This window comes from Bacillus sp. JJ1609 (assembly GCF_036967045.1).
Taxonomy (GTDB): Bacteria; Bacillota; Bacilli; order Bacillales; family Cytobacillaceae; genus Mesobacillus.
The window spans coordinates 1-26782 of the sequence record NZ_JBALSS010000042.1; the positions used below are offsets into that span (position 1 = coordinate 1).

Consider the following 26782-nt stretch of genomic DNA (forward strand, 5'->3'; position numbering starts at 1 on the left):
TGCCAAATGAGGACCTGGGAGTTTAATCCCCAGGTCCTCATTTGGCATAAAGAATTATTTTTTGTTGATCATTTTGGAAATTTGCCCGAAATCAAGCTGCTTTCCATCTTTTACGATTGATTCAACAATTTTGTCTTCCATTTCCTGATTAACCGGCTTATTAGCAATTTGGGATACACGGCGAATCACGCCTCTTACCGTTTTCTCATCTTTAAAATTCGCATTTTGCAATGAATTCGCAAGCTCAAATACATCCTTCATATTGACGCCTGTCTTTTTTTCTATGTTCTTGAAAAAATTATTATCCATATGAAAATCACGCCTCCTTCATTAGCCTACTCTATACTATGAAGGAATCGGAAAATGGTGAAAAAGCGGAGAAGCGTATCCCAAGGAAGATCTTCACCGAAGTTTATTGTGAAAAATTTTAAAGAAAAGAGCCGTTCTTGTTTAAACGGCTCCTCCCGATTTTTCCATTAGCTGCAGAAACTTGCTCCTACAATAATTAACAAAATGAACAAAACGACGATCAATATGAAGGTAGAACCGTTATAGCCACCGCCATATCCATATCCGCCATAACCGCCGCCCCAGCCGCAACCGTAGCCCATTTTTCTTCACCTCACTTGTTATTGACTCATTATCAATATATGTGAGTATCCCATTTCTGTGTGGGCGAGCTGTTAATTCGAATGCATCGGGATTTATTAGACATTATCGAAGTCAGGAAATTTATTTCCCATGTATTCATCATAGACATCAACCATGATCTCTCCATTAAAATCCAGTTCAGCAAAAAAGACTTCATCAAGGTTATAACCACATTTCTTAAGTTGAGCTAAAAGCAAGTCATTATTATATCCGGTTTTTTCAAGATTTTCCTTGATCATTTTCCCATCCATGATTACCGGTACTGGTGGAGATGTATGACTGGCTTTTGTTAGCATATCTTCATATAACAGCGGCTGCTTTGCTTTTTTCAATAAAACACTTAGTTCCCCATTTGAATCGAGCGAGGCAAATTCAACATCGGCAACCCGAAAAACGCTCTTTTTCCGTAGCTGCTCGAGCAGTTCATCTACACTGTATTTTTCTTTACGCAGGTTTTTCTCAAGGATATTTCCATTTTCAATGAATGTGGTCGATTTGCCTTCAACAATTGTTCGAAAGGTTCTGCTTCGCAATGAAATTGTTGAAATGGCTAAAGGGACGAACGACCAGACGATCATGCTGGCAATCCCATCCCTTAAACTTAAATCTGGATCCATTGATAACGTACCCGCAATATCCCCAACTGTTATCCCTACGATGTATTCAAAAAAAGACAGGCTGGAAAGCTGCTTTTTCCCCAGGAGCTTCGTGATAATGAATAAGCCAATAATCAGCATGATCGACCTGAATAAGGTACTAAGAATATCGTTCATTCAAATCCTCCAGAACACAAACTGCTTGCATAGGAGATTCAACCTTTTGGCTTAAAAATCAGGGCACCAATAAAGCCGAATATAACTGCTGCAGACATTCCTGAGCTTGTTATTTCAAACATTCCTGTCAGTACACCAACCAAGCCATGTTGTTCTGCTTCCTGAAGTGCTCCATGTACGAGCGAATTCCCAAAGCTTGTGATTGGAATGGTAGCTCCTGCCCCTGCAAAATCAATCAATGGCTCGTACAAGCCGAACCCATCCAGCACCGCTCCGATGACGACTAACAGACTCATTGTATGTCCAGGCGTCAGTTTAGCAACATCAAACAACAGCTGGCCAAAAACACAAATAAGTCCTCCAATGACAAAGGCCCAGAAAAACATTGCTAGCAAGGCGATTCCTCCTTTTCTAATTCATCTCGATTGACACTGCATGGGCAATACACGGTATACTTTCCTTTTGCTGAAATGATAATGGCGATAATAAAGCTCCGGTCGCACAAACAAGGATTTTTCTGTAGACACCCTTTTGCATTTGATTCAGCAAGTGACCATACAAGACAGAAGCTGAGCAGCCAGCACCGCTGCCTCCGGACTGGACTGGCTGATCGTCGTTATAGATCAGCAGGCCGCAATCCTGGAACTGTTCCCGGGTTATACTTAGTCCCGCTTGCTTTAATAATTCAAAAGTTGTCTCTTGTCCGATGCGTCCGAGGTCTCCAGTGACGATTAAGTCATAATGAGCTGGTTCAATGCTGAGATCCTTGAAATGATTAATGATGGTATCCGCAGCAGCTGGAGCCATTGCCCCTCCCATATTAAAGGGATCAGAGAGTCCCATATCAACGACTTTCCCTATGGTCGCAGAAGTTGTGACAAGCTTGCCATTTTTGTCTGGATTGTCTGTAACAACAGCGGCTCCTGCACCAGTTACTGTCCACTGTGCAGTTGGAGGCTTTTGTCCCCCGTATTCTGTAGGATAACGAAATTGCTTTTCTACTGCTGAATTGTGGCTTGATGCTCCTGTAATGGTCTTCTTCGCTCCTTGATAATTCACGATGAAGGAGGCAAGTGCCAAACCTTCCATTGAGGTTGAGCAGGCTCCAAAGAGGCCGAAATATGGTATTTGCATCGTCCTCGCCGCAAAACTAGACGGTGTGATCTGGTTAATCAAATCACCAGCCAGCATGAAATGCATATCTTCTTTGGTTAAATTCGCTTTCTGGAGGGCTGCGTTGATTGCTTCTTCAAGCAGATGCCTATGCGCTTTTTCATAAGAGTCTTGTCCCATCCATAGGTCATCATGCAGAATATCAAAATCAGCTGCAAGCTTTCCTTCTGCTTCAAAAGGGCCTCCCGAAGCGGCCCATGATTCGATTACGGGTCGATTAGCAAACTGCCATGATTGCCTTCCAATCAACATTTACAGCACCCCCATCATCGTCAATAGCGTTTTCACAAGCGCGACTATAAATGCAGAAAAGACTCCAAAGAGGATCACTGTTCCTGCCAGTTTGAACATATTTCCTCCAACACCAAGGACAAATCCTTCGGTCCTATGTTCAATTGCAGCCGAAATGACTGAGTTTCCGAATCCTGTTACCGGCACAGCACTGCCTGCTCCAGCAAATTGACCGATATGATCATATACACCCAGTCCTGTCAGAATCATTGAAAAGAAAATCATAGTGGCGACAGTTGGGTTCCCTGCTGTTTGTTCAGTAAAGTTGAAGAAATAAATATAAAAATAGGTTACAGCTTGGCCAATCAAGCAGATTGTACCTCCGACAAAAAAAGCTTTTATGCAGTTTTTCACGACGGGCCGCTTTAGTTCATGCTTTTGTTCAAGCTGCTGGTACTGTTGCTGCTGAGGTGTCAGCTTTTGCTTTTTTTTATCCCCCATCTCGCCCATCCTTCCTTATGTCATTTCTTTTTTCAATGAAATAATCCGTTGCAGCTGTTTTTCGGCCTTTTTTTCCGGATATGATGGGTCCTTTATCTTCTCACTCAATTCAACCGCTTCTATAAAAATTTTGAAGTCGCTTGAAACAATGAAGTCTTCATCTGGATAGTTTTCTTCCAGCCTTTTATTGATTTCTTTTTCGATTCGCTTCATGCCAAAACGTTTCATATGCTTGACCTTGTATGCGACCAATGTATCCTCTTTCCCTTTGATGACGGCAACATCATAAATCTCATCAAGTGATTGGATTTCCTTTTTAACCCTATCAGCGAGCTTTATATTCTTCTCATCCAGATCATTCGTCGCTCCCGCATCTGGATTTACTGATTGGATCATCGATGTCCTGCTTTTGGGAGAAGTATCCCCCAGGGAACACCCAGCAGTGATACTGGCAAGTAACATTAACACCACAATAGCTTTTCCTGCCTGATATATTTTCATCTTTAATCCCTTCCTATGCAGCATCTTATTGGTTAAAATTATTTTCCGCGTACAAGTGATAATTTATGAAATTTTTATTGAGGGGATTATTTCCATGTAATGTAAAAACACATTATTAAATTTCTTTTTGTTTGACTCTGTTAATTAGACAATTGATGATAATCATTATTTCATGGTCATTTCATGCCTCAGTGGATTTCTATATATCGATAACAAAGCTAAATTAGTCAAAATAAAATAAGCCTGCCAGTTAATATGGCAGACTCACTTTCAATTTATGCTTGATTTCTCTTTTTTCCGCACCCGCAGCCGCCTTTCTTGCGACGGCGATTATTCACGATACGGTTCGTATCGTTATTATTTACAGCCGGCTGGCTATTTGTACTTTTCCGTTTTTTATTCATCTTTACAACCCCTTTATTGAAAGAGTCCATATTTCATTTTATGAAATTTGTCCTTAAACGTTCTGGACGGACTAACCAATTTACTCATCTTTAACGAGCCAGTGCTGGATAATTGATGCTATTCCGGCTATGGCCAAGATTGAGATTAGGGGCATCGATAAGTGCGGGTAAAATTCGTAAGCAGCATAAATGATTGCCGTACACCAGAATCCAGTGCACCAATGGCAGCTCAGTAACTCTCCGATCCAGTATCTTATTCCAGATCCTTTTATCTCTATATATGTTTCCGTTTTTCCGTCCTCCAGAGATTCAACTACAGTTTCATGAAAAGGAGCTCTGAGAAATTCAGTGATTGTATCGTAGACAACCAGCCGAGTCAATCGAAAGCTTGCAAAGACCAAAAGGCATAAATCGAGCCAACTGTCCATGCTTCTCACCACCTAATGCTATAGAATCTTTTCAGCATATGCATTACAAATGCCTATGTATAGGCACAAGCCTGTCCGCTCCTGTCATCATTTTTTGTACTTAAAATAGACAAACACCCACACCATTAGACGGGCGATTCATATTCTATTAAGGACAATAGGTCATATCAACTAAAAGGAGATGAACTTGTTATGGGTTGCAAAGGTAAAAACCATGTAAGCGACAGCTGCGTATGTGAAGTACTAAGAGCGGTAGCAGATGCTCAGGATGAAGTAGATGTTGACAACGATTGCGATGTCAGTTGCCATAGATCCATTAGAGAGTTATTGGCAGGTGCTCAATCGCCAACAAACGGTTTAGATACTATTCCTCTAATTCTATACTGCGGAGATTGCATGCCATTCGAAGGATTCGGAGCTCGGATCAGGCCTAACGGCGGCGGACCACAAAGACTTGATTGCTTCAGATCATTTTTCTTCCGTGTAACATCTGTAGATGACAACTGCTGTGCAAAAATCGAGTTGCTTGTTACACGCGGTGACGAAGGCCAAGGATTTTCGGATCCATGCGCTCAAATTCAAACTGGCGGAGCAAGAAACGAATTCTTCAGAACTGGAATTTGTTTAACGGTTGACTTAGATTGCTTCTGTGCAGTAACTTGCTTAGACCCAGTTGCAGCAATGCCACTTTCAAGCCTTCCGGGAGAAGACTAATTCAATATAGGAAGGAAATGGGCTTACCTTTATGGTAAGCCTTTTTTATAAACCAACCCTTTTTATATCCATTAAATCCTCTTCAAGGATACTCACACTCTTCTTCCTCGGACTCAAGGAATTTATCAAAAGTACTCCATTTTTCATGGCTAAGAAAAATCCTTTGTACGAAGTTTCTTTGGTTATAAACTCATATTTGACTTTTGCAATCGATGCAGGAACTCTCATTAGATGTTTTATTTTTTCATCCAGAGTTAATTCATTGAACGGCCTTTTATTATTTTCTTGAAGGGGTTCGGTTTCAGCAATAGGATCACTTTGGGCATCTGCTTTTGCCGTTATTTCTTGCAGTTTATCACTTTGCATTTCTCTTGTTGGATTTTCCTTCAGTTTCATTCCTACATTTTGGATTTCAGCTTCATCGTCTTTTAATAAGTAACTTTTTTGCATTTTCGGCTCAGGAATATTAATGTCAGGCTGTTGTATATAAAACATTGGTAATGGCTTTCGTTCGCGTCTGTTTCTCATTTTGAGCGGCACCTCCAAAAACTTACCTCTCCCTATATTTATGCATTTGCCCATTTTCTGTGCTTAATCGCAATAGATTAGTGCAACACTGGAAAAATCCACTCGGCTGCCACCCATTCCTATCAGCCTGTTTTCCATTGGAAGAGTTGATTATTTTTAGTAAAAATACAACTAAGCGAAACGGACTCTAATAAAAAAAATAACAAAAAAACCTGCAGCAATCTGCAGGTTTCCTCTATGAATCATCATGTTATTAAAGAATATGGAATCCAGAGTCAACATGGATATTTTCACCTGTTATGCCGCGTGACAAATCGCTGAATAAGAATAGGGCTGTATCGCCAACTTCTTCAGGAGTTGTATTTCTGCGTAGTGGAGCTTTTTCTTCGATATCTTTCAGAATTGAGTTAAAGTCGCTGACACCTTTAGCTGAAAGCGTACGGATTGGACCTGCAGAAATCGAATTCACGCGGATATTGTCCTTGCCTAAGTCAGCTGCAAGGTAACGGACACTTGCATCAAGTGAAGCCTTTGCCACACCCATGACATTGTAGTTCGGGATGGCACGTTCCCCGCCTAAGTAAGTCAGGGTCACGATACTCCCGCCTTCTGCCATTAATTCTTTTGCTTCCTTTGCCACAGCTGTAAGAGAATATGCACTGATGTTGTGTGCAAGCAGGAAGCCATCACGTGTTACATTCATATAGTCCCCTTGCAGTTCTTCCTTATTGGCAAAAGCGATACAGTGGGCTACACCAGAAATAGAACCCGTTGCCTCTTTAATTTCGCTGAAGCACTTTGCAACATCCTCATCGCTCGTGACGTCACATGGCAAAACCAAATAATTTTTGTCGAGAGATTCTGCAAGTTCACGTACACTTTTCTCAAGACGTTCCCCAGCATATGTGAAAATTAAATTTGCTCCCGCGTTGTGAAGTGATTGAGCAATACCCCAGGCGATGCTGCGTTTGTTAGCTACACCCATAACTACATATGTGTTACCGTTCAATGAAAGAGTCATGATAAAAATATCCCCCTGTTAATACATGTTATTAGTACCTAGTGCTAATTTTACACTATATATTTTTATTTGAAAAGGAAAACCCGTTAAAAAGCGGGTTTTCCTTTTTCACCTTCTGTTAGAATAATGCCCAATTCTCTGGACGATCGGCTTGAGCTAGCTATTCTAGCACCAAAAACAGAACTCAAGCTCTCTTTTTAGTTCATCAACATATTCCTTTGATCCGGTCACAATCAATCGGTCATTGAGTCTTAATTCTGTATCTCCATGAGGTACGATTGATTCATTTTCACGCAATATCCGGACAAAAATGACATCGCCGGTAAACGGAAAGCGCCTTATACTCATGCCATCAAAGTGGTCATTAAGCATGCGTATTTCATGTAGAGAGTTTTCCTGGTTCGTCAGGATGCTCATGACCCCTGGTGATTCAATCATCGCACGAAGCAGGGATTCTGTTGAACGCAGGACAGAGAAAACTTCGATTCCCTCTTCCTGGGCCTTCTCTGCCAGATCTGGGCTTTCAATCCTGGCGATGACCCGGTCGATCCCTTTTTCCTTAGCACTGATAGCTATCGTTGCATTCAAGTCTGCATCACCTGTCGAAATCACAGCGATATCAGCATTATAAATGTTATTTTTCTCGAGCGTTTCAATTTCGTAATCATCGATTTCAATAATTTCAAACACAGTTTCTGCAAACTGTTTTTCCGCTTTTTCCTGTTTTATATGATACAAGACAGGTTCATACAAAGAAGATTCTAAATCACGGGAAACAGGAAGTGTCATCTGGTTTGCACCGATGAAGGCAACTTTGACTTTTTTCTCTGCTCCTGTTGCCTGCGGGAAAAGTTTTTTAAACATAATCGGGGTCAATACACTCGAGATTACCGCTACAAGGATCAAAGTCCCGCTCATTTGCGGTGTGATCATTTCCATTCTCTCACCGATCGTTGCTGCTGCAATGACCAATGACAAAGTGGACGTTAGCAGGAATCCTGATGCCAATACAGTCTTGGTATCATACCATTTCTTTAAAAGATAAACTGGCAGCATTTTTGAAACAAATAAAGCCAACAACAGTAGCGGAATTAACAAAAGAAGCTTCTTCTCGCTCAACATGGACCAAATATCCAAGTCCACCCCAACCATTACGAAGAAAATCGGTATCAAGAAACCATAGCCGAAGGAATCAAGTTTGTGCACCATTTCCTGGTCCGGCGCTAACAATGACACAAGCACCCCCGCAAGGAATGCACCAAGAATATTTTCTGCACCAACCGTTTCGGAAATTGCCACAAGCAGGATAATCAATGCAAAAACAGCTCTGGTTCCAATTTGTGTAGTCCCTGTTGAAAGTGCGTTAATAAATTTTCGGTTCTTGAAGATTTTTCCGACGAAATATAGCGCAACTCCAGCAGCAAAAAGGATGAGCAGCAGCCATGTATTCCCGGCTCCACCATCATAGATAGAGACAAAGACAGCAAGCAAAATCATGGTTGCCAGGTCAGCTATTACTGCGATCAGCAAGATGATCTGGCCAATGTTTGTCTTCATTAAATGCGCATCCTTCAATGTAGGCACGACAACTCCAAGTGAAATCGTGGAGATGATCAATGTCATTAAAAAGACGTTTTCAATGAAACCAGCAAGAACAAATAAATAAGATAGACCTAATGAAGCAATGAAAATGCCGACAAAGATAATCGATGACACGACAAACGTATTTGGTTCTTTCTTGCCGTTCGCCATTACCTTATTTTTCTTACCGCCAGAAAACGCGGTAAAATCAATTTCCAATCCGCTCAGGAACATTAAAAATAGGAAGCCTAATGTTGACAGCGTGCCAAGCCATGCATCCTCATGGACAATATTAAAGCCGCTTTTACCAATAATCAGTCCCATGATGATTTCGGCAACGACAACAGGTATAAAGCTTAATTTCAAACGGTGAAGCAATATTGGTGTAATAAACGCAACGATGATTACGATTACGAGAGAGGTAATCGAAGCATGCTGTCCCATTCCCATCCCTCCTTATTTTGTAAGATAACTCATAAAAGCCGTTGCGATTCCAAAATAAATCAAAATGCTAATGATATCATTTATAGTCGTTATGAATGGACCTGACGCTACCGCAGGGTCGATTTTCAGCCTATGCATAAGCAAAGGGACCAATGAACCAGCCAGTGTGGCAATGATTAGTGTAATAAAAATCGAGATACCAACAAGGGCGCCCAGGAAAAACTCTCCCTGCCAGAAGTAAACGACAAAGGCTACTAAAACTCCACATATTGCTCCAGTGATCAACCCGGTGCCAGCTTCCCTAAGAATAATATCCCACTTACTTTCTTTTTCAAGATCACCTGTGGCAATCCCTCTGACAGCAACTGCAAGTGCCTGAGTTCCTGTATTCCCTGCCATTCCCGCAATAAGCGGTATAAAAACTGCCAAAATCGAGACCTTGTTGAGCGTCTCCTCAAACCTTCCAATCAAGCTCGCTGTGAACATCCCCAGGAACAGCAGGATGATTAGCCATGGCAGGCGCTTTTTGGCTGCAGAAAATGGATTGCGGTCCATTGTATCAAGATCGGCGATTCCGGCCAATTTGGAATAGTCATCAGATGCTTCTTCTTCCATAACATCGATAATATCATCGACGGTGATAATACCTAATAGGTGATTTTGAAAATCTACCACCGGCAAAGCAAGGAAATTATAGTCCCTCATCATGCGCGCGACTTCCTCTTGGTCTTCACCTACAGATACGGAGACTACACGTTCATTCATAATTTCGGAAATCATGGTATCGTCATCGGCCACGATTAGGTCACGCAGGGAAATGACACCTGCTAAACGCTTCTCATCGTTAATCACAAACAAATAATAAATCGTTTCTGCTTGAGGAGCTTCGTTCTTTAGAATATACATGGCAGACCTGACCGTTTGGTTGGCAGAAATCGCAATAAATTCTGTCGTCATGATACTGCCGGCTGTGTACTCTTCATAATGAAGCAAATCTTTTATTTCCTGTGCCGCTTCCTCATCCATGATGGTTAAATAGCTGGCCACCTGATCCTTGTCGAGCTCATTAAGGACATCGACTGCATCATCAGCGTACATATTTGATAGCATGTCAGCGGCATAATTCGGATTCATCTGCGCCAGCACGTCTTTAAAATCTTCGTCATCTGCTTCTAAGTTTTCAAAGAGCTCAGCCATCTCTTCAGGCGAAAGGAAATTATAAACCTTCGTGCGGGTATCATCATCCAATTCACCAAAGAATGCAGCCTGGTCATAAGGGTGCAGTTCCAGAAATTCAGCTCGGAAATCATCAATTTTTTCAGAGTAAAGTGCTTCCATCAGCAGTTCAGTATTAATTTGCTGCTTTGATGCTGATTCTTGTCGTTCCTCAGCCATCCACCTTACCCCCTTTCTTATTCAGTACATTTCATTATACTAGCATTTCTCGATTTCTTTGTCTTTTATAAGCCTCTTTTCGTAAACTATTTTGCTTTACAACCACCATCACTTTTTTCCTTGTCATGGATTTTTCTGAAAAGTGCCGAGCACTAATGTAAGATTGAAATAAAAAAGTTTTTACTCAATTGGTCTCCCTTTTAACATTCCCTTTAATAAGAAGTAATCTTACAGCTTGCAATTTTTTTGTCAGAATAAGAACTCACCTTGGAAAGTTCAACTGTAAAAAGTACTATTCTTTTTGCGAGTCTACGGAAACAATAATAATAAAATATCGCGAGAGGAGCTGGATAATGAAACTGGATATAATTGGGGATATACACGGCTGTTATGCTGAGTTTGAACATCTCACAAGGGAATTGGGTTATGGTTGGAGTACGGGAATACCCATTCACCCAGAAGGACGGAAGCTTGCTTTTGTTGGAGATTTAACAGACAGAGGACCGGAATCCTTGAAGGCCTCCGAGATTGTCTGGAAGCTGGTTATTCAGCACGGCCTTGCTTATTATGTGCCTGGAAATCATTGCAACAAGCTGTATCGATTCTTACATGGGAATAAAGTACAGACAAACCACGGTCTCGAAACTACTGTAGCTGAATTTTCGTCTTTGAGCGAAAAAGAGCAAAGTTCTTTTCGCGAGATGTTTCTTGAATTATATGATTCCTCACCTTTATATCATGTTCTCGATGAAGGCCGATTGGTGATCGCACATGCCGGTATTCGGGAAGATTATATTGGCAAAAAAAATTCGAAGGTCAAGACCTTTGTCCTCTACGGGGATATCACTGGCCAAACGAATCCCGATGGTACCCCTGTACGGCGCGACTGGGCAAAGAAATATCAAGGGAAAGCGACTATAGTCTATGGTCATACTCCCGTCAAGGAGCCAAGAATGATCAATAATACGTATAATATTGATACAGGGGCCGTTTTCGGCGGACTCCTGACCGCATTAAGATATCCAGAGATGGCCATTGTTTCGGTTCCTTCTTCCATGCCTTTTGCAGCAGAAAAATTTCGTGAGATAGAATAATTACCCAGAATGTAAAAAAACTAACCATTCAAAGAATGGTTAGCTAAGACTGTAGACAAACTCGATGAAAGTATTTTGTGTATAGTCTTTTTTTATTTGTCTGTTAGAATTTTTTGTTGATTCCCGATACAGGAAGCTTTGCTAACCGATTTTGGTATTCAGAAACCAATAGTAGGCCTCATTGGTTACCTCTTTTTCCAATTTATGTTTTTTTAGGTAACCAAGAGGCTCTATTGGTTACCTTTTTTTCCATTTATTGTTTTTTTAAGTAACCAAGAGGCTCTATTGGTGATCTCTTTTTCCATTTTATGTTTTTTTAGGTAACCAAGAGGCTCTATTGGTGACCTCTTTTTCCAATTTATTTTTTTTTAGGTAACCAAGAGACCTTATTGGCGACTTCATTTTCCATTTATTGTGTTTTCAGGTAACCAAGAGGCCCTTTTGGTGCCCTTTTCTTCCATTTATTTTTTATTCAGGTAACCAAGAGGCTTTATTTTACAAAAGAGGTTCGGAAGGATCACTCCGGACCCCTTTGTACAAAACAAGCTAACCATTTAAAGAAATGGTTAGCTTTTCTTCTTTATGCTTATTATTTTCCAATGAACATCTGCGTCCAGTAATTCCCGGTACCTGTGTGACCAACACCAATATGGGTGAAATTCGGGCTCAGGATATTTTTCCGGTGACCTTCACTGTTCATCCATGCGTTGACTACTTCTTCAGCACTCTGCTGACCCATAGCAATGTTTTCACCTGCTGAGCTGTATGTTACACCAAAATCCCTCATCATATCAAATGGAGATCCATAGGTTGGGCTCGTATGCGAAAAGTAATTCTTTGCCTGCATATCATTCGATTTTTTCTGAGCAACATTGCTCAACGCCGTATCAGGCTGAAGATTTGCCAGACCATTTTTCCTGCGCTGTTCATTTGTTAAATCAATAACTCTCGACTCGAATGCACTTATTTCTGTTCCGCTTGGTGTTGGAGTCGTTTTCTGCTGTGGCGCTGCATCCTGGTTTGGAACTGGAGCTGCTCCTTGCTCAGTTGGTGCAGTTCCTTCGTTTGGTGCTTGCAGTGGACCTTGATCAGGAGTCGGTGTTAATCCCTGTTCAGGTGCTGGGCTAGTTCCAGTAGGAGGCTGCAATAGCGTCTGGTCCTCTGTTAAAGGTTGGCCCGCTCGCTGACGCTGCCAGTCTTCATAAGTCAGCCTTCCCTGTCTATTCATTTCTGTATGCGGGTACCTTGTGCTAGGTATTCCTGTGCTGTATGAGTTCGGGTCTACTGTCAAATACCCATTCGGCATCTGCAATATTTCGCTTGTACCATTCCCGCCATTTTGATTAGGCTTTCTAACTGCGCTCGTTTCACTCCTGCTGTTCTGCCCTCTCAATCTTTTCGTATCATTGTCCCCATAACCTGTACCATTGTTGTTCATGGTAGTCATTTTGTTATCTCTTAAATCAAGTGCTTCATCATTATTGTTATTGCAAGCAGCCAGACCTAAAAGCATTATGGCAGATACAGCAATTACTTTTCCATGCTTATAAATGTTCAATTGATCTTTCCTCCCTGAGATTTCATTTACTACTCCTTTATCATTTGAAATTCCAAGGGAAATATAGAATGAAATATCTGTGAAAAACATGGGATTAATTTCATGTAAAAAAGACAAACCCTCTTGTGGTTTGCCTTTTAGATCAATTTTTTCATATCAACAGGAAGGTTTGACGTTAAATGCATTTCTTTTTGTAAAATTGGATGTGAAAATTTAATTTCCCTGCAGTGGAGTGCTTGTCTCTGAATCAACTCTCTCTTTCCTCCATAAAGACTGTCTCCAAGGAGGGGATGGCCTATATAAGCCATATGGACCCTGATTTGATGTGTTCGTCCCGTCAAGAGCCGAAGACGGATATGAGTGAATCCATTATACCTTTGAAGGACTCTATATAAAGTACAGGCATATTGCCCACCTGGATGGACTTCACGTTCGATGATGCTGTCACTTTTTCTGGCAATCGGCTTTTCAACCCGCCCTTCTTCCAGGACGAGCTTGCCTTCAGCAAATGCTTCATAGGTTCGCTTTACATCGCCTGCCCGCTGCTGCTTACTGAACAAATGATGGATATGGCTGTGCTTTGCAATAAGCACCAGGCCTGATGTATCCCTGTCGAGCCTTGTGACAATGTGGGTTGTTGCGACGATTCCGTTCTTCTCATAATACCCAATCAGGGCACTTGCAAGGCTGCCGTTTGGATGTTCCCTGGATGGAATTGTATTCATTTCTGCCGGTTTATTTACAACGAGGATAAATTCATCCTCGTATACAATGGAAAGCGGGATATCTTCTCCCTTCAGCCCAATTGAAGGAACCTCGACAGGAAAAATTACTCGGACTGAATCACCGCTTTTAACCATATACCTGACATTCACCTCTTGGGCGTTTACCGATATTAACCCGCCTTTAAACTTAATGTCTGTAAGTGCCGCTCTTGAAATTTCCTTTTCTTTAAGAAATTCCCTTAGCAATTTACCTTGGTCTGAAGCTTCTGCTGTCCATTCAAGGCTGAAGTTATTCGCCATATCGGCTGCTCCATTCTCCATTTGTATATTCATCTTGCTTCATCAAATCTAATCGTGGTCAGATATAAACGAATCGCTGACACGCTTCCAAAACGGAAACGGTCTGAATCTTGCAAAGCGGATTTTTTCATCTGCCACACGGAACTGGATTGATTTAACATCCTTGTGAAGGAGTGTCAAATGGTCTACAGTCACCTGGAAATCTGGCCTGTTAACTGGTTTGAGTGTGCATGTATGATGGTCTGGCAAGATTAACGGAGATCCAACAGTCCTGAAAACCCTGTTATTGATGGAAGCCATCTCGGCAACCTGAATCGCTCGCAGTGAAGGATGCAGGATTGCCCCGCCTAATGCTTTGTTGTATGCAGTACTTCCAGATGGTGTCGATACGCAAAGTCCATCGCCACGGAAGCGTTCAAAGTGCTGTCCCCTGATCTCAACGTCCATGACCAGTGTACCTTCCACGGATTTGACTGTTGATTCATTCAGCGCCAGATATCTCGTTTCCCTTCCACCATGCAGGTACCTGATGATTACCTCAAGCAATGGATATTCGATCACCTGGTAAGGAGTTTTCGCAACCGCGATCACCAATTTTTCTATTTCCTCAGGAACCCAGTCGGCATAAAACCCTAGGTGCCCAGTATGTACTCCGATAAAAGCTGTTTTATCCAGTCTGCTGCTGTAACGATGGAAAGCGTACAATAGCGTGCCGTCGCCTCCAACTGAAATGCAAATATCTGGCTGGTCTTCATCATAAATAAGATCAAAGTCTAAAAGATAGGTTCTCATTTTATGCATCAATGTATTTGACCGGGAATCCCCTTTTGAAGTAATCGCAAATTTCATGAGTCCAAACACCCCCGCATATCGGTTTTAATCTATTTCTTCCCATCCTGCTGCATTTCTTTTTTTCTTGTAAAGAAAGCTTGTGCTTCCTGTATTTCTCCCCTGATCGTGGACATTTCTTCATCAAGGCGGAACGCTGCTTCTGCTGCGCGCTGCAGTCTGAGTTTAATATCTTCCGGAAAAAGTCCTTTGTACTTATAGTTCAAGGAATGCTCCACTGTTGCCCAAAAATTCATCGCAAGTGTGCGAATTTGGATCTCAGCAAGGATTTTTCTTTCTCCCCTTATTGTCTGTACCGGATAGCGGATTACTACATGGTAGGAGCGGTAGCCGCTTGCTTTTTTATGAGATATGTAATCCCGCTCCTCGACAATTTCAAAGTCATTTCGGATTCTTAAGAGTTCAACTACCGTTTTAATATCATCCACGAATTGGCACATAATTCTCAGACCTGCAATATCCTGCATTTCCGTTTCAAGCTTCTCTAATGAAATTCTTTTTTGGTTGGCTTTATCGAGGATACTTGCAATAGGCTTTACCCTTCCTGTGACAAATTCAATCGGAGAATGGTCAGATTGCAACTCGTACTGGCTTCTTATGCCTTTTAGTTTAATTTTTAATTCTTCAACAGCGTGCTTATAAGGTTCTAAAAATTGATCCCAGTGTTTCACTTCAGTCACCTCATCCGGTCCTATTCACGAAAGCCTAAGCGGAGGGTGCGGTAAAAACCTGTTCCACTTTCGCGACCATTTCCTCTCCATAATTGCTATTCCCAGTAATATTCGCGATTAAATATTCCATTTCCTCGCTGAATCCTTGTAATTTAAGCTTATGTCCGCCAGCAGTAAGATTAACTTCCATCCCACTACAAAGGCCTTCATGAATCACATTCCAGGTTTCATATGGAATCGAGATATATTGATAACCTTCATCCTTTTCAACAATATAAATAAAAGATAATTGATCAGAATCAACCAGCATTTGACCTGTTGCTGTTAAATCAGCTATTTCTGCTTTTGAACCTGTGCTGAGCATCAGCTCATTATTTTCAATAATTGCATTGGTAATCATAATTCTTTCGCTCATTTTTTCACCCTCCATAATCTTTTTTATTTTATCATATAGAGGCAATTTCTACTAAGGATTGAAGCGAAAGCTGATTAACGAGATAATAAGAACAATAAATTTCGAAAGGGCGGAACAAAGTGAGCCAGAACATTGAAATTGAATTTAAAAACATGCTGACGAATGAGGAATTCCTTCGGTTAAAAAAGCACTTTAACATAGATCAGACTAAATTTAAAAAGCAGGTTAACCATTATTTCGATACCCCATCCTTTTCATTGAAAGCCCACGGCTCTGCATTAAGGATCAGGGAAAAAGGTACTCAGTTTGAAATGACGTTGAAACAGCCAGCAGAACAAGGATTGCTTGAAACCAATCAATTTCTTGACCTAGAGCAGGCTGAGTATATATTAAAAACAGGAAAAATTCTTGACGGTGAGGTGCATGACGCAATCACCAATATGATTGACGATGCAGATTCCCTGCAGTACTTCGGCTCATTGACCACTGTCCGTGCGGAATTTGGCTACAATGGCGGACTTCTTGTACTAGACCATAGTTACTATTTAAATACAGAGGATTATGAGCTAGAATATGAAGTAACTGATGAAACTGAAGGTTTTAAGATTTTCTCAGAATTGCTCGATGAACTTAATATCCCAGTGAGAACGACCGATAATAAAATCAAACGGTTTTACAACCGAAAGCGGGAATGCTTATGACCCAAGGGGCTAGGCACTGGAGCTAGAAGGTAATCATTTATTATAAAGTTTTACTAAAATACAAACTTTTAAAAGAGTAAAACCAGGCAGGAGATTTGATCATGAACGTTGACCAGTTAAAAGTCACGCTTGAATTACAAGCACTACAGAACTTCAGCAGCACCTCTGCCCCGTCCGGCAACACACTGTTCCAGGAAATGCTGTCCGGGATTCTTACTGAACAAAATGATGCCTTAGGCGCAACGGCAGCACGTTTAGAAGATTTATTCGGCAATACGGAAACTGCAGTGAACTCCTTTGGTTTGAATAAAGTCAGTATCGGGCAAATGCTCCCGCCTATTCAGCTAACCAAGCTGTCTGCGAAGAATCATCATTTTGATGAAATAGTTGATCAAGCTGCGGCAGCGTTCAATCTTCCTGCCAAGCTGATAAAGTCTGTGATACAAAAGGAATCGAATTTCAACCCGAATGCCATTAGTTCAGCAGGTGCATCAGGTTTAATGCAGCTCATGCCAGGAACAGCCAGAAGCCTGGGGGTAAAAAATATTTTTGACCCAGCGGAAAATATTCTTGCGGGCAGTAAATACTTACGCCAAATGATGGACAAGTACGACAACAACGTTGAGCTTGCACTCGCCGCATATAATGCAGGCCCTGGAAATGTCGATAAATATGGCGGGATTCCCCCTTTCAAAGAAACTCAAAATTACGTAACAAAAATAACCAGCACCTTCTATGGATGATATTTCCATCGCTTTCGGCCGTCTGTCAGTGGTAACAGACGGCCTTTTTGTGTACATTAGTAAAGCGGATACACTGTAAAAAAACTGATTACAAGGCTATTTGTTTGAGATATAAATTTAGCATTGCTAAAATAAATAGCATAACTATCAAAGCAATGAAATTTCTAAAATCTATTTTAAAGGAGTTATCAATATGGTTGAGAATAAGACCTTACCATTCGAAGCCATTGGCGAAGGAACACTTCACCGGCTGGTCGACGCTTTTTACCACCGGGTAGGAATGCATCCTGATCTTGCTCCTATATTCCCTGATGATCTTTCTGAAACTGCACGAAAACAGAAGCAGTTTTTGACACAATATTTAGGGGGGCCACCTTTATTTACAAGCGAGCATGGCCATCCAATGCTCCGCGCAAGGCACCTGCCTTTTGAAGTAACACCTAAACGGGCAAACGCTTGGCTTGCGTGCATGACCGAAGCGATGGATGAAGTGGGGCTTGAAGGGCCAGTCAGGGAGGATTTTTATGCACGCCTTTTCCTTACTGCCCAGCATATGATCAATACACCAGATGACGAGACTGGTGAGAGCACATGAAACTCAACAGAGAGAACCTATTGAGCTATGATCCCTCCGAGTTTTGCTCTGGATTGGATAAGAAGCCACTCGAAATATATATGTTCGTTGATCCTCTTTGCCCTGAATGCTGGGCTCTTGAACCGATCATCAAAAAGCTGCAAATCGAATACGGAAAGTATTTTTCCATTCGTCATATTTTGAGCGGCAGGCTGGCCACTCTGAACATGGGCAGAAAAAAACGCTACGAAACGATTGCAGAACTCTGGGAAAAAACAGCAAGCAGAACTGGGATGAGCTGTGATGGGAACCTGTGGTTTGAAAATCCTGTGTCATCCCCATACTTAGCATCCATCGCTATTAAGTCAGCTGAGCTTCAAGGAAAGAAGAAGGGCATCGGGTTTTTGCGCAAGCTTCAGGAAGTATTATTTTTAGAAAAACAAAATGTCTCCAGTTTTGACGTGTTGAAGAATTGCGCTCGAAATGTAGGGCTTGATGTAGAAGAATTCGTGACTGATATCCATTCAGAGACTGCTGCCAAGGCATTTCAATGTGATTTAAAGATAACGAATGAAATGGATGTCCAGGAAATCCCTACTCTCGTGTTTTTTAATTCGAATATTGAAGAGGAAGGTATAAAAATCACCGGGCTATATCCATATGAGGTATACGTCCAGATTTTAGAGGAAATGCTGTCTGAAAAACCAGAACCAGCTCAGCCTCCATCACTTGAAAATTTTTTAAAGCAATACAAAATGGTTGCCTCAAAGGAAGTAGCTGTTGTGTACGATTTGACAGTAGCCCAAGCAGAGAAGGAAATGAAGAAGCTTCTGCTCAAGCAGAAAGTCGAACAAATCCCTGCTAAATACGGAATGTTTTGGAGATACCAGGAACAGGAAGGATAACCGTGCATTAGATTATGCACGGTTGTTTTTATGTAGGCAGCTTTAAATCCCTCTAATCCAATTCACGGGGGATTATTTATCCATCTGAACTGTTCTCATGACTTTACAAACCATTTTTCAGCTGGGACTAGTTCTCGGAATTTGTTCTAACGCGGTGATCCAATCCCAGCTGATTGCCGCGTATATTTAAAAATTATTGAAACCATACAACCGGAAAAAGGCCTTGCAGCTCTCCAACTGCAAGGCCTTTCTCTATATTATACGAACAAAGGGGATGGGAGAAATTTTTCACGGTCAAACAAAGGGGTAAATGTTTGCTTGTGATCAACTTCACGATATTAATATACCATACCCCTTTACCTATCTCAAGATACTTGTGTGTTATTTCACAATATTGTCAAATACAATTCATGATTTACTTGAAATTGGCATACACATTAAACAAACAGCTTATCTTTCGGAGGAAAGCATTATGGATAAATTCGTATTTTCTCTTATAACCTTTTTCATTCTCTTTTCTTTTATCCTCCATATTGGAGGCCTGATGCATATCATACCTTTGTATTTCACCTCTCCCCTCCTCTTTTTCTCATTATTCATTTTACTGCTGTATTTGAATAACCGTAAAAGTTTTAAGGGATTTTAGCTGAGCCAAACAAAACCGGCCGTATTGCTACGGCCGGTTTTGTTATTTTAGGAAAGCATTGCTTCCATTTCATTTAATTTTTCTTCAAACACTTTTAGAGCTTCTTCTATTGGCTTTGAGCTTGTCATATCGACACCAGCTTTTTTCAGGACTTCGATTGGGTAATCGGAGCTTCCTGCCTTTAAGAAATCGAGATAGCGTTCAACTGCAGGCTGCCCTTCTTCAAGGATCTGCTTGCTTAAAGCGGTGGCAGCACTGAAACCTGTAGCGTATTGATAAACATAATAGTTGTAATAGAAGTGTGGAATCCTTGACCATTCAAGACCGATTTCTTCATCAATCTCAATGTCCTCATTCCCAAAGTACTTCTTGTTTAGCTCATAGTAATCCTTTGTAAGGGAGTCAGCTGTCAATGCTTCGTTGTTCTGTGCTTTCAAGTGGATCATATGCTCGAATTCTGCAAACATTGTCTGCCTGAAGACTGTCCCTCTAAAACCTTCAAGGTAATGATTCAGCAAATACAGACGCTTCTGCTCATCATCGATTGTATTTAGCATATAGTCATTAAGCAAAGCTTCATTGCACGTTGACGCTACTTCGGCAACAAAGATGGAGTAGTTGCCGTATGGATATGGCTGTGTCTTCCTTGTGTAATAGCTGTGGACTGAATGGCCAAATTCGTGTGCTAACGTGAATAGATTATTTACGTTGTCTTGCCAGTTCATAAGGATATACGGATTTGTTCCATAAGTACCAGATGAATAGGCTCCGCTGCGCTTTCCCTTGTTTTCATACACATCAACCCAGCGATTTTCGAATCCTTCTTTCAGAACATTGTTGTATTCTTCACCTAGAGGAGCCAAGCCCTTTAACACGTAATCCTTTGCTTCTGCATATGGAATCTCCATTTTCACGTTCTTGACGAGCGGGGTGAAAAGATCGTACATATGAAGCTTCTCAAGACCAAGTACCTTTCTTCGAAGCTTTATATATCTGTGAAGCAGATGCAGATTGTCATTGACAGTGTTTACAAGATTTTCATAGACGCTTTCAGGAATATTATTCGCAGAAAGAGCAGCATGCCTTGCGGAATCATACTTTCGCACCCTAGCATTAAAGTTATCCTTCTTAATATTGCCGCTCAACGTGCTTGAAAAAGTATTTTTGAAGCTGCCGTATGTCTTATATACTGCCTTGAATGCATCCTCACGAACCCTGCGGTCCTCACTTTCAAGGAAACGGATATATCGGCCGTGAGTGATCTCCACTTCTTCCCCATTCTCATCCTTGATGGACGGAAATTCAAGATCAGCATTATTAAGCATTCCGAAAGTATTAGATGGTGAGCTCATTACTTCTGATGCTTCGGCAAGCAGTGCTTCTTGTTCAGCAGATAATACGTGCGGACGCTGAAGGTTGATTTCCTCTAAAGCATGCTCATAAAGCTTCAGCTCCTCTTTTTCAGCAAGGAAGCCCTTAATTTTTTGTTCATCTACTGCCAGGATTTCAGGAACGATGAAAGCCAGCGCACTTCCTGCCTGGGAGTATAAGTTCTTGATTCGGTCATCAAAACCCTGGTAAAAAGAATTCGTAGTATCCTGGTCATATCTCATATGCGCATATGTATACAACCTTCCCAATCTTTCAAGCAGCTTATCCTGCAATTGGAGAGCATTGTACAGCTGGTCCGCACTCTCACCTAATTTGCCCTGGTATTCCTGAATTCCAGGCAACAGGCTTTTCACTTCATTAAACTCTTTTTCCCACACTTCGTCATTTGCAAAAATATCCTCAAGTCTCCACGTATCCTCAGTGGCTATTTCATTCCTTGGCGGCAATTTCTTTACTGTAGATTCATTCGACATATAGATCCTCCTAACAACATTTCGGAATTCGAAAAACTTTTCTAATATCATAAATTCGCTATAGATTTCTCATTTCCTTCTATGGAAAGAAAATATGATATAAAGTTTTCTAATTTCTATTTACCCAATTCTTAACTTCCTTATTGTACGCACGTGACAAACTTTTCATGTTATTTTAGGACTTTTTCTTTTTGTTCTGTTACCTTGTCTGTTGATTTCCGATCCAGGCACTCGCTTTCCGCGGGCGTCAGGTGAGCCCGCAAGAGTCGAGTGCCCTCCCTCAAATCAACATGTGCTAAAATTCAACATTGAACTAAACAAGAGCCTTTCTTTTAAAAAGCTGCTTATCTATCTTAATTTTAGGCTGTTTCCTAAAAGATTGTTGTTTAATAAAGCAGCTTCAATAATGTTTTCATACCTTTTGTAAAAATACGCTTCGTCTGCGCTTTGTTCATCAATGGAATCACGAATTTTCAACTCTCTATTTAGCTTGAATAAAGAATCACTTATTTTGGTTAAAACTGAAATTTTAGTCAGGAGCTGTATATACTCAGTTACCACCAGAGAATAACTACCTTTTCCCGCCATTGGAAGGTTCCTCCGCTTAATTTGCCCGAGTTTCACGCGGTTGTTAAAAGCATGATGAACCTGCGCCAAGCTAATAAGATCGCCTTTTTTAAAATTCCGAAATATATCAAGATAGAGATAAGTCTGCCAGATTAGTGCCGGGGTTTCGATATAAGGACCAGAAAAAACCGGAAGCCCAATTTCAGAAGGGAGACTTAGGAGATTAAGATGGTTGCGGTAGAGTTGCTGAAGAAATGGATTTTGATATGAACCGGGATACATTAGATACCGCGACTTGAATTTTTGCAGTTCTGATTGCCAGGATTTAAGAACGGGATAGCTTTTACCAATAGGACTGATCAAATGATTGACAGGAACTTTATCGATTGAATGGATTTCAAGCTGGGTGATTGTCTTTCGTGAGGAAATAGGGATGGCACCATTTAGGTCGATGAACTGGCCTGATAACGGACAATAAGCTGGGATATTCCAGTTTTGGCTAGGACGCCGGATAAATAAATAGAGGAAATTGTTTATGGACACTGCTTTAGTTCCAGTTCGTTTAATAAGATTTTCCGCAGCAATCCAGATAGGGATATACCCATTTTTAAAATAACTGGCTGTTCTTTTGATGAAAAGCTCTTCTGGAATAATCGAACACTGGAATTCAATCGCGTACTTCTTCCCCTGCCAGTCGAATGCAATGTCAGGCTTTTGTCTGACTGATGGATCAAATTTCTCCAGCTCTGCATTGATTCCCTGCTTTTTCAGCCAGTTATACAACTGAAGCTTCCCTGCAAGATGATAGTTGGACTCTCTTTCATACTGGTGTTCGCAGCTGCTGCCAGAGAGATGAGAAAAATGCCAGATTTTTTTGCTGCCAAGCTTCATGATTACTTCCTCTTTGCATTCTGGACAATGGAATTTTTCCTTGGACCTTATGGCGATTAACTCCTTTTTGTCCCATTGATCATCTAGGGACAGCCTTGCTCCATTTTTTCTATTTGCTACAAGCACATTGATTGCGCCTCCTTTCTCCTTTTATATTCGATAAAACGGCTTGAAATCCTCTTTAATGAAAAAAAACAGACTCGGAATTTTCCGAATCTGCTATAGCATAGGCGACAACAGCCTCGATGTAGATTCGAGCAGTCTGTAACCGATGTTACGTTTATTAAAATCATCCAATTTTATTTCATTCGAGTCCTTAAGATCATTTTCATATTCCTCCACAAGCTTCTCTGTACTGGATGTTTTATAAAGAAATGCATTTACTTCAAAGTTCAAATGGAAGCTTCTCATGTCCATATTCGAAGTGCCAATTGAAGCTAATTGGCCATCAACAATGACAATTTTACTATGCATAAAACCTTTATTGTATTCATAAATCTTCACACCAGCTTCGAGCAACTCTGGGAAATAGGATCTTGATGCAAAGAAGACGATTCTTTTATCTGGCCGCTGCGGAACTAACAGCCTGACATCCAGCCCGCTGAGAGCGGCAACCTTAATGGCTGAGAAAATGTCTTCATCAGGAATAAAGTAAGGGGATGCAATCCATACAGATTTATCTGCTGATGATATCATTGAGAAGAAAATGTTTTTAATGACACTCCATTCATTATCAGGACCACCGGCAATCAATTGAACTCCTCCGTGGGTATTTCTCTCTAGGGTAGGTGATAGATAATCCGGTGTTAACAAACTATTGTTTGTCATATAAAACCAGTCCTGCAAAAAAATGAGCTGCAGGCTGCGCACAGCCTCTCCACTTACGATCATATGTGTGTCTCGCCAAAACCCGAATCCCTTGTCCCTTCCTAGATATTCATCCCCAATATTCAGTCCGCCAACGAAACCAACAGAACCATCTATGACAATGATTTTCCGGTGGTTCCTGAAATTGAATTTACTATTTAAAAACGGTAGCCGAACGGGCCCAAATTCGACCATTTCTACTCCGGCATCAATCAAATATTTCACGTATTTCTTTGACAGCTGCCATGAACCGACAGAGTCATAAAGAAAGCGTACCTTTACGCCTTGCTTGGCTTTTTCAATCAATACTTCCTTTATTTCTTCACCGATTTGGTCATGACGGACAATGTAATATTCCATATGAATATGGTGGGTTGCCTTTTTCAAATGTTCAAGGATAGAACTGAAGGTTTCATCACCGTTTGTCAGCACTTTGGTAGAGGTCGAAAACGAAATCGGGCTGTTCCCAAGCTTTTGTGCAAGCGTGAATAACCTTCGATGATCCTCTTCCATCTCCTGCATCCTCTTTTCATTTGCCCTTTCCGCTTCTCCTTCAATTTTTAAAAAAGTTTGTTTATCGAGAAAGTACTTTTTCCGGAACATTTTTTCTTTCCGATAATTACGGCCGAACAATAAATAAAAAATAAATCCTACGAGCGGGAATCCGCCAAGCACAATCAGCCAGGTTAACGTTTGGGATGGATGGCGATTTTCAAGGAAAATGACAAAGCTTATAAATATTACTGTGAGCGTCATAAAAATACTGATATAACCGAGGTAAGCCGCGTCCATTTTTTCGTAAAATATATAATAAACTCCTGCAAGCAATGTGATAAATAATAAAATACGAACTGTGTTCTTCATGATATTCACCTGTATTCTCTTTGATTTCCCCGCAACTTAATCCGAATAGTGGCAATTAGCGAAGACTCTAGATATATATACGGTTCTATTAATTGAATGGATTCATAGTAATTGTGACGGCTTGTGTTAATGAATGATGACTGTAGTCTGCTAGTCCTATGGCAGACCTGCCATCTGTGATGACTTGCTAGCTCTTAAAGCGTAATATGCCCTGCATACGTCTACAAAACGACAGCTACCACAGGATAGACTGATTTCTGAATGAGTACTGTTGATCGAGCCCAGCAGCTACGGTTAATTCATGTCGCAGGATCGCTTTAGGTGTCTAATCAATGTTGAAATAAGTCTGGGCGATATCTCTAGAAATTTAATAATTATAGGATTTATTATAGAACCATTTTATCAAAAAAAACCGATTTCATTTCTGAAATCGGCTTCCTGTTTAGCTGAAATGCTTTCTTATCACACTAAATACATCTTCTCCGATAATCTTGTTACCGTATTCCTCGAGGCGATGGATCGTAACATTCGACTCAAGACCGTACTCGAGAAGAACACTCAACATATTATCAATTTCCTCTTCGTCAGAAAAATCCTGTTCAGGAAATTCAATGTATAAATAATACTTGTCAGAAAGACTATACAAGCTCGTTTTAATTTTATCGATTCCCGGCCTTTTTGACAGGGTAATGACGTCTTCGAAATCTTGAAAATGAAGCATGAATTCCAGATCGTCCTCAAAGTCAGGTTCATCATCATCAATATCTTTTGCATTGAATTGATGATCCAATAATTCTTCGATTCGTTCATCGACAGGCAGGTCCTTAAGCTTATCATTTGGAAGCGGAAGCTCGAATTTGTGGCCTTCCTTAGATAGCTGGGCTTTTGTGACTAGCACTTCAAGTCCTTTTTCAAGAGCTTGGACCTGGATCCATAAAGGGCCTTCAACAGCAAATTCTTCCTCTGCATGGACTTCATCCATCATTTCCCAGAAAAGTTCTTCACTGCGATCGCGGTTATACCAGATTTCTTCCCGGTCAAATCCACGCTCCTCTATATCCATATATGAAATATAAAACTTAACCGTATTTTCATTAATACGTTCGATTTCCATTCGCTTTCTCTCCCTTCCAGGCAAAGATTTGAAGGGACTAAATACCCCCAAAAAGCTGTTGGTCTTTATCTTTTACCCTTAATAAATAAGTATAAATCACCTTGTTTTTATAAAGGGAAGGTAAATAGAAATAACGATCTTGTACTCTTATTTTATGTTATATTAAGCCAATTTGGAAACAAAATATACACCCATTTTTATAAAAGGCTAATATCTCATTAAATTAAAGTATTCTTTACATATTATCAGAAATATGCTTAGAATTCAATTTAACAGCTTGCTCCTCTTTGATTGATCAATCTTGAACCAACCTCATCTCAAGCACCTATTTTACTTAAAATGTATTATGAATATGCACTAAAAATCACTCTTCATTTCATCTCACAAAAAATCAATTTAAAAAATCTCAACTTGTTTATTTTATTATTTACTAAACAACAAAAAAAGTCTCCCCTTAAGGGAGACTTGTATTAGTTGACTAGACGCTGTGCTTCTCTTAACTGGAAAGTACGTACTTTCCTTGGAAGGAATCTGCGTATTTCATCTTCATTATACCCAACCTGCAGGCGCTTTTCATCAATAATGATTGGGCGGCGCAGCAATCCTGGATTTTCTTTAATAAGTTCAAACAATTCTTGAAGAGGCATCGTTTCCAAATTCACATCTAGCTTTTGGAAAGTCTTTGAACGAGTCGAAATAATTTCATCCGTTCCATCTTCAGTCATCCGAAGAATTTCTTTTATTTCATCAATAGATAAAGGCTCTGAAAAAATGTTTCTTTCCGAATATGGAATCTCATGTTCTTCAAGCCATGACTTTGCTTTTCTGCAAGAGGTACAACTTGGTGAAGTGTATAAAGTGACCATTGGTAATTCACACTCCCTTTGATTTACTTAAATTATGAGCTTTATTTAAGCTAGAAGATTCTTAAATAATAATAAGTATAACTTTATAATTCATATAGAATATTATACACCAAGGATTCAATAAAAGGTATCCCTTTTAAAAAAATATTCTGGGTAATTATGTAAGGATTCTAGCCTTATATATATATAACGAACTTAAATGATAAAAGTTTCATTAAATTT

Annotated in this window: 30 protein-coding genes; 6 read left to right on the forward strand and 24 right to left on the reverse strand. The window is 40.5% G+C overall.

All coding sequences use genetic code 11. From position 1 onward, the window contains the following. Window positions 1-54: 54 nt before the first annotated feature. The 9 genes from V7654_RS22435 to V7654_RS22475 all read right to left on the reverse strand — a co-directional run bounded on the left by V7654_RS22435 (window position 55) and on the right by V7654_RS22475 (window position 4662). Window positions 55-309: a stage VI sporulation protein F gene (locus tag V7654_RS22435; protein ID WP_335376794.1), complete on the reverse strand. Its 255-nt coding sequence runs from the start codon at window positions 307-309 to the stop codon at window positions 55-57. A 167-nt stretch (window positions 310-476) separates the two neighbouring features. Continuing rightward, the gene (locus V7654_RS22440; RefSeq protein ID WP_207498837.1) at window positions 477-611 is read right to left on the reverse strand and encodes a YjcZ family sporulation protein; all 135 of its coding nucleotides are present in this window, start codon (window positions 609-611) and stop codon (window positions 477-479) included. Between the two features lie 96 nt (window positions 612-707). Beyond that, complete coding sequence (locus V7654_RS22445; protein ID WP_335433062.1) at window positions 708-1424, reverse strand: DUF421 domain-containing protein; 717 nt, start codon at window positions 1422-1424, stop codon at window positions 708-710. 38 nt (window positions 1425-1462) lie between these two features. Continuing rightward, window positions 1463-1819, reverse strand: coding sequence for a stage V sporulation protein AE (gene spoVAE / locus V7654_RS22450; RefSeq protein WP_335433063.1), 357 nt, complete (start codon window positions 1817-1819; stop codon window positions 1463-1465). 16 nt (window positions 1820-1835) lie between these two features. Further along, the gene (gene spoVAD, locus V7654_RS22455; RefSeq protein ID WP_335433064.1) at window positions 1836-2849 is read right to left on the reverse strand and encodes a stage V sporulation protein AD; all 1014 of its coding nucleotides are present in this window, start codon (window positions 2847-2849) and stop codon (window positions 1836-1838) included. After that, entirely contained in the window at window positions 2850-3329 is a 480-nt protein-coding gene (gene spoVAC / locus V7654_RS22460; RefSeq protein ID WP_207498840.1) for a stage V sporulation protein AC, read from the reverse strand. 15 nt (window positions 3330-3344) lie between these two features. Next, window positions 3345-3791: a YhcN/YlaJ family sporulation lipoprotein gene (locus tag V7654_RS22465; RefSeq protein ID WP_335433065.1), complete on the reverse strand. Its 447-nt coding sequence runs from the start codon at window positions 3789-3791 to the stop codon at window positions 3345-3347. 314 nt (window positions 3792-4105) lie between these two features. After that, a complete protein-coding gene (locus V7654_RS22470; protein WP_335433066.1) occupies window positions 4106-4234 on the reverse strand; it encodes a hypothetical protein in 129 nt (42 codons plus the stop codon). Window positions 4235-4314: 80 nt separating this feature from the next. Continuing rightward, complete coding sequence (locus V7654_RS22475; protein ID WP_335433067.1) at window positions 4315-4662, reverse strand: DUF1360 domain-containing protein; 348 nt, start codon at window positions 4660-4662, stop codon at window positions 4315-4317. A 192-nt stretch (window positions 4663-4854) separates the two neighbouring features. Between V7654_RS22475 and V7654_RS22480 the strand changes: the two genes are divergently transcribed. Beyond that, window positions 4855-5376, forward strand: a complete 522-nt coding sequence (locus V7654_RS22480; RefSeq protein ID WP_335433068.1) for a CotY/CotZ family spore coat protein — start codon at window positions 4855-4857, stop codon at window positions 5374-5376. A gap of 45 nt (window positions 5377-5421) precedes the next feature. On the opposite strand, the gene V7654_RS22485 is transcribed toward V7654_RS22480, so the two are convergent. The 4 genes from V7654_RS22485 to mgtE all read right to left on the reverse strand — a co-directional run bounded on the left by V7654_RS22485 (window position 5422) and on the right by mgtE (window position 10288). Then, complete coding sequence (locus V7654_RS22485; protein WP_335433069.1) at window positions 5422-5871, reverse strand: CotO family spore coat protein; 450 nt, start codon at window positions 5869-5871, stop codon at window positions 5422-5424. A 286-nt stretch (window positions 5872-6157) separates the two neighbouring features. Beyond that, a complete protein-coding gene (gene fabI / locus V7654_RS22490) occupies window positions 6158-6925 on the reverse strand; it encodes an enoyl-ACP reductase FabI (protein WP_335433070.1) in 768 nt (255 codons plus the stop codon). 165 nt (window positions 6926-7090) lie between these two features. Next, complete coding sequence (locus V7654_RS22495; protein ID WP_335433071.1) at window positions 7091-8950, reverse strand: monovalent cation:proton antiporter family protein; 1860 nt, start codon at window positions 8948-8950, stop codon at window positions 7091-7093. A 12-nt stretch (window positions 8951-8962) separates the two neighbouring features. Then, entirely contained in the window at window positions 8963-10288 is a 1326-nt protein-coding gene (gene mgtE / locus V7654_RS22500) for a magnesium transporter (RefSeq protein ID WP_335433086.1), read from the reverse strand. Window positions 10289-10698: 410 nt separating this feature from the next. Here mgtE and prpE point away from each other — a divergent pair, with 410 nt between their 5' ends. Beyond that, entirely contained in the window at window positions 10699-11439 is a 741-nt protein-coding gene (prpE, locus tag V7654_RS22505) for a bis(5'-nucleosyl)-tetraphosphatase PrpE (protein ID WP_335433072.1), read from the forward strand. 589 nt (window positions 11440-12028) lie between these two features. Here the strand turns inward: prpE and V7654_RS22510 are convergent. The 5 genes from V7654_RS22510 to V7654_RS22530 all read right to left on the reverse strand — a co-directional run bounded on the left by V7654_RS22510 (window position 12029) and on the right by V7654_RS22530 (window position 15957). Then, complete coding sequence (locus V7654_RS22510; protein WP_335433073.1) at window positions 12029-12997, reverse strand: CAP domain-containing protein; 969 nt, start codon at window positions 12995-12997, stop codon at window positions 12029-12031. Window positions 12998-13134: 137 nt separating this feature from the next. Continuing rightward, a complete protein-coding gene (locus V7654_RS22515) occupies window positions 13135-14055 on the reverse strand; it encodes an RluA family pseudouridine synthase (RefSeq protein ID WP_438825339.1) in 921 nt (306 codons plus the stop codon). A 15-nt stretch (window positions 14056-14070) separates the two neighbouring features. After that, a complete protein-coding gene (locus V7654_RS22520; protein WP_335433074.1) occupies window positions 14071-14871 on the reverse strand; it encodes an NAD kinase in 801 nt (266 codons plus the stop codon). A gap of 32 nt (window positions 14872-14903) precedes the next feature. Next, on the reverse strand, window positions 14904-15542 hold the full coding sequence (locus tag V7654_RS22525) for a GTP pyrophosphokinase (protein ID WP_335433075.1): 639 nt from the start codon (window positions 15540-15542) through the stop codon (window positions 14904-14906). 34 nt (window positions 15543-15576) lie between these two features. Then, window positions 15577-15957 (reverse strand): hypothetical protein, encoded by a 381-nt coding sequence (locus V7654_RS22530; RefSeq protein WP_335433076.1) that lies wholly within the window; start codon window positions 15955-15957, stop codon window positions 15577-15579. A gap of 119 nt (window positions 15958-16076) precedes the next feature. Here V7654_RS22530 and V7654_RS22535 point away from each other — a divergent pair, with 119 nt between their 5' ends. From V7654_RS22535 to V7654_RS22550, 4 genes are all read left to right on the forward strand, one after another. Then, entirely contained in the window at window positions 16077-16658 is a 582-nt protein-coding gene (locus V7654_RS22535) for a CYTH domain-containing protein (protein WP_335433077.1), read from the forward strand. A gap of 101 nt (window positions 16659-16759) precedes the next feature. Continuing rightward, window positions 16760-17401, forward strand: coding sequence for a lytic transglycosylase domain-containing protein (locus V7654_RS22540; RefSeq protein ID WP_335433078.1), 642 nt, complete (start codon window positions 16760-16762; stop codon window positions 17399-17401). A gap of 193 nt (window positions 17402-17594) precedes the next feature. After that, window positions 17595-17996: a globin gene (locus tag V7654_RS22545; protein WP_335433079.1), complete on the forward strand. Its 402-nt coding sequence runs from the start codon at window positions 17595-17597 to the stop codon at window positions 17994-17996. Continuing rightward, a complete protein-coding gene (locus V7654_RS22550) occupies window positions 17993-18880 on the forward strand; it encodes a ClpXP adapter SpxH family protein (protein ID WP_335433080.1) in 888 nt (295 codons plus the stop codon). Before V7654_RS22545 ends, V7654_RS22550 begins: the two co-directional genes overlap by 4 nt. A 450-nt stretch (window positions 18881-19330) precedes the next feature. On the opposite strand, the gene V7654_RS22555 is transcribed toward V7654_RS22550, so the two are convergent. From V7654_RS22555 to spxA, 6 genes are all read right to left on the reverse strand, one after another. Next, window positions 19331-19480, reverse strand: a complete 150-nt coding sequence (locus V7654_RS22555; RefSeq protein WP_335433081.1) for a hypothetical protein — start codon at window positions 19478-19480, stop codon at window positions 19331-19333. A gap of 93 nt (window positions 19481-19573) precedes the next feature. Beyond that, window positions 19574-21391, reverse strand: a complete 1818-nt coding sequence (gene pepF / locus V7654_RS22560) for an oligoendopeptidase F (RefSeq protein WP_335433082.1) — start codon at window positions 21389-21391, stop codon at window positions 19574-19576. 348 nt (window positions 21392-21739) lie between these two features. Beyond that, on the reverse strand, window positions 21740-22975 hold the full coding sequence (locus V7654_RS22565; RefSeq protein ID WP_335433083.1) for a competence protein CoiA: 1236 nt from the start codon (window positions 22973-22975) through the stop codon (window positions 21740-21742). A gap of 93 nt (window positions 22976-23068) precedes the next feature. Continuing rightward, entirely contained in the window at window positions 23069-24580 is a 1512-nt protein-coding gene (cls, locus tag V7654_RS22570) for a cardiolipin synthase (RefSeq protein ID WP_335433084.1), read from the reverse strand. Window positions 24581-25022: 442 nt separating this feature from the next. Then, on the reverse strand, window positions 25023-25694 hold the full coding sequence (gene mecA / locus V7654_RS22575; RefSeq protein WP_335433085.1) for an adaptor protein MecA: 672 nt from the start codon (window positions 25692-25694) through the stop codon (window positions 25023-25025). 470 nt (window positions 25695-26164) lie between these two features. Then, window positions 26165-26560: a transcriptional regulator SpxA gene (gene spxA, locus V7654_RS22580; protein ID WP_335376770.1), complete on the reverse strand. Its 396-nt coding sequence runs from the start codon at window positions 26558-26560 to the stop codon at window positions 26165-26167. Window positions 26561-26782: the final 222 nt, after the last annotated feature.

Excerpts from the sequence above, each read along its gene's own strand:
- mgtE (WP_335433086.1), bottom strand. The coding sequence starts at position 10,288 with ATGGAAGCACTTTACTCTGAAAAAATTGATGATTTCCGAGCTGAATTT.
- V7654_RS22530 (WP_335433076.1), bottom strand. The coding sequence starts at position 15,957 with ATGAGCGAAAGAATTATGATTACCAATGCAATTATTGAAAATAATGAG.
- V7654_RS22515 (WP_438825339.1), bottom strand. The coding sequence starts at position 14,055 with ATGAATATACAAATGGAGAATGGAGCAGCCGATATGGCGAATAACTTC.
- V7654_RS22520 (WP_335433074.1), bottom strand. The coding sequence starts at position 14,871 with ATGAAATTTGCGATTACTTCAAAAGGGGATTCCCGGTCAAATACATTG.
- V7654_RS22435 (WP_335376794.1), bottom strand. The coding sequence starts at position 309 with ATGGATAATAATTTTTTCAAGAACATAGAAAAAAAGACAGGCGTCAAT.
- V7654_RS22440 (WP_207498837.1), bottom strand. The coding sequence starts at position 611 with ATGGGCTACGGTTGCGGCTGGGGCGGCGGTTATGGCGGATATGGATAT.
- V7654_RS22545 (WP_335433079.1), top strand. The coding sequence starts at position 17,595 with ATGGTTGAGAATAAGACCTTACCATTCGAAGCCATTGGCGAAGGAACA.
- cls (WP_335433084.1), bottom strand. The coding sequence starts at position 24,580 with ATGAAGAACACAGTTCGTATTTTATTATTTATCACATTGCTTGCAGGA.
- V7654_RS22550 (WP_335433080.1), top strand. The coding sequence starts at position 17,993 with ATGAAACTCAACAGAGAGAACCTATTGAGCTATGATCCCTCCGAGTTT.
- spoVAD (WP_335433064.1), bottom strand. The coding sequence starts at position 2,849 with ATGTTGATTGGAAGGCAATCATGGCAGTTTGCTAATCGACCCGTAATC.
- V7654_RS22470 (WP_335433066.1), bottom strand. The coding sequence starts at position 4,234 with ATGAATAAAAAACGGAAAAGTACAAATAGCCAGCCGGCTGTAAATAAT.
- fabI (WP_335433070.1), bottom strand. The coding sequence starts at position 6,925 with ATGACTCTTTCATTGAACGGTAACACATATGTAGTTATGGGTGTAGCT.
- prpE (WP_335433072.1), top strand. The coding sequence starts at position 10,699 with ATGAAACTGGATATAATTGGGGATATACACGGCTGTTATGCTGAGTTT.
- V7654_RS22480 (WP_335433068.1), top strand. The coding sequence starts at position 4,855 with ATGGGTTGCAAAGGTAAAAACCATGTAAGCGACAGCTGCGTATGTGAA.
- pepF (WP_335433082.1), bottom strand. The coding sequence starts at position 21,391 with ATGTCGAATGAATCTACAGTAAAGAAATTGCCGCCAAGGAATGAAATA.
- spxA (WP_335376770.1), bottom strand. The coding sequence starts at position 26,560 with ATGGTCACTTTATACACTTCACCAAGTTGTACCTCTTGCAGAAAAGCA.
- V7654_RS22540 (WP_335433078.1), top strand. The coding sequence starts at position 16,760 with ATGAACGTTGACCAGTTAAAAGTCACGCTTGAATTACAAGCACTACAG.
- spoVAC (WP_207498840.1), bottom strand. The coding sequence starts at position 3,329 with ATGGGGGATAAAAAAAAGCAAAAGCTGACACCTCAGCAGCAACAGTAC.
- mecA (WP_335433085.1), bottom strand. The coding sequence starts at position 25,694 with ATGGAAATCGAACGTATTAATGAAAATACGGTTAAGTTTTATATTTCA.
- V7654_RS22495 (WP_335433071.1), bottom strand. The coding sequence starts at position 8,950 with ATGGGACAGCATGCTTCGATTACCTCTCTCGTAATCGTAATCATCGTT.
- V7654_RS22555 (WP_335433081.1), bottom strand. The coding sequence starts at position 19,480 with ATGAATAATGAGAAAAAGAGGAGGGGAGAGGTGAAATACAAAGGTATG.
- V7654_RS22475 (WP_335433067.1), bottom strand. The coding sequence starts at position 4,662 with ATGGACAGTTGGCTCGATTTATGCCTTTTGGTCTTTGCAAGCTTTCGA.
- V7654_RS22465 (WP_335433065.1), bottom strand. The coding sequence starts at position 3,791 with ATGTTACTTGCCAGTATCACTGCTGGGTGTTCCCTGGGGGATACTTCT.
- V7654_RS22485 (WP_335433069.1), bottom strand. The coding sequence starts at position 5,871 with ATGTTTTATATACAACAGCCTGACATTAATATTCCTGAGCCGAAAATG.
- V7654_RS22445 (WP_335433062.1), bottom strand. The coding sequence starts at position 1,424 with ATGAACGATATTCTTAGTACCTTATTCAGGTCGATCATGCTGATTATT.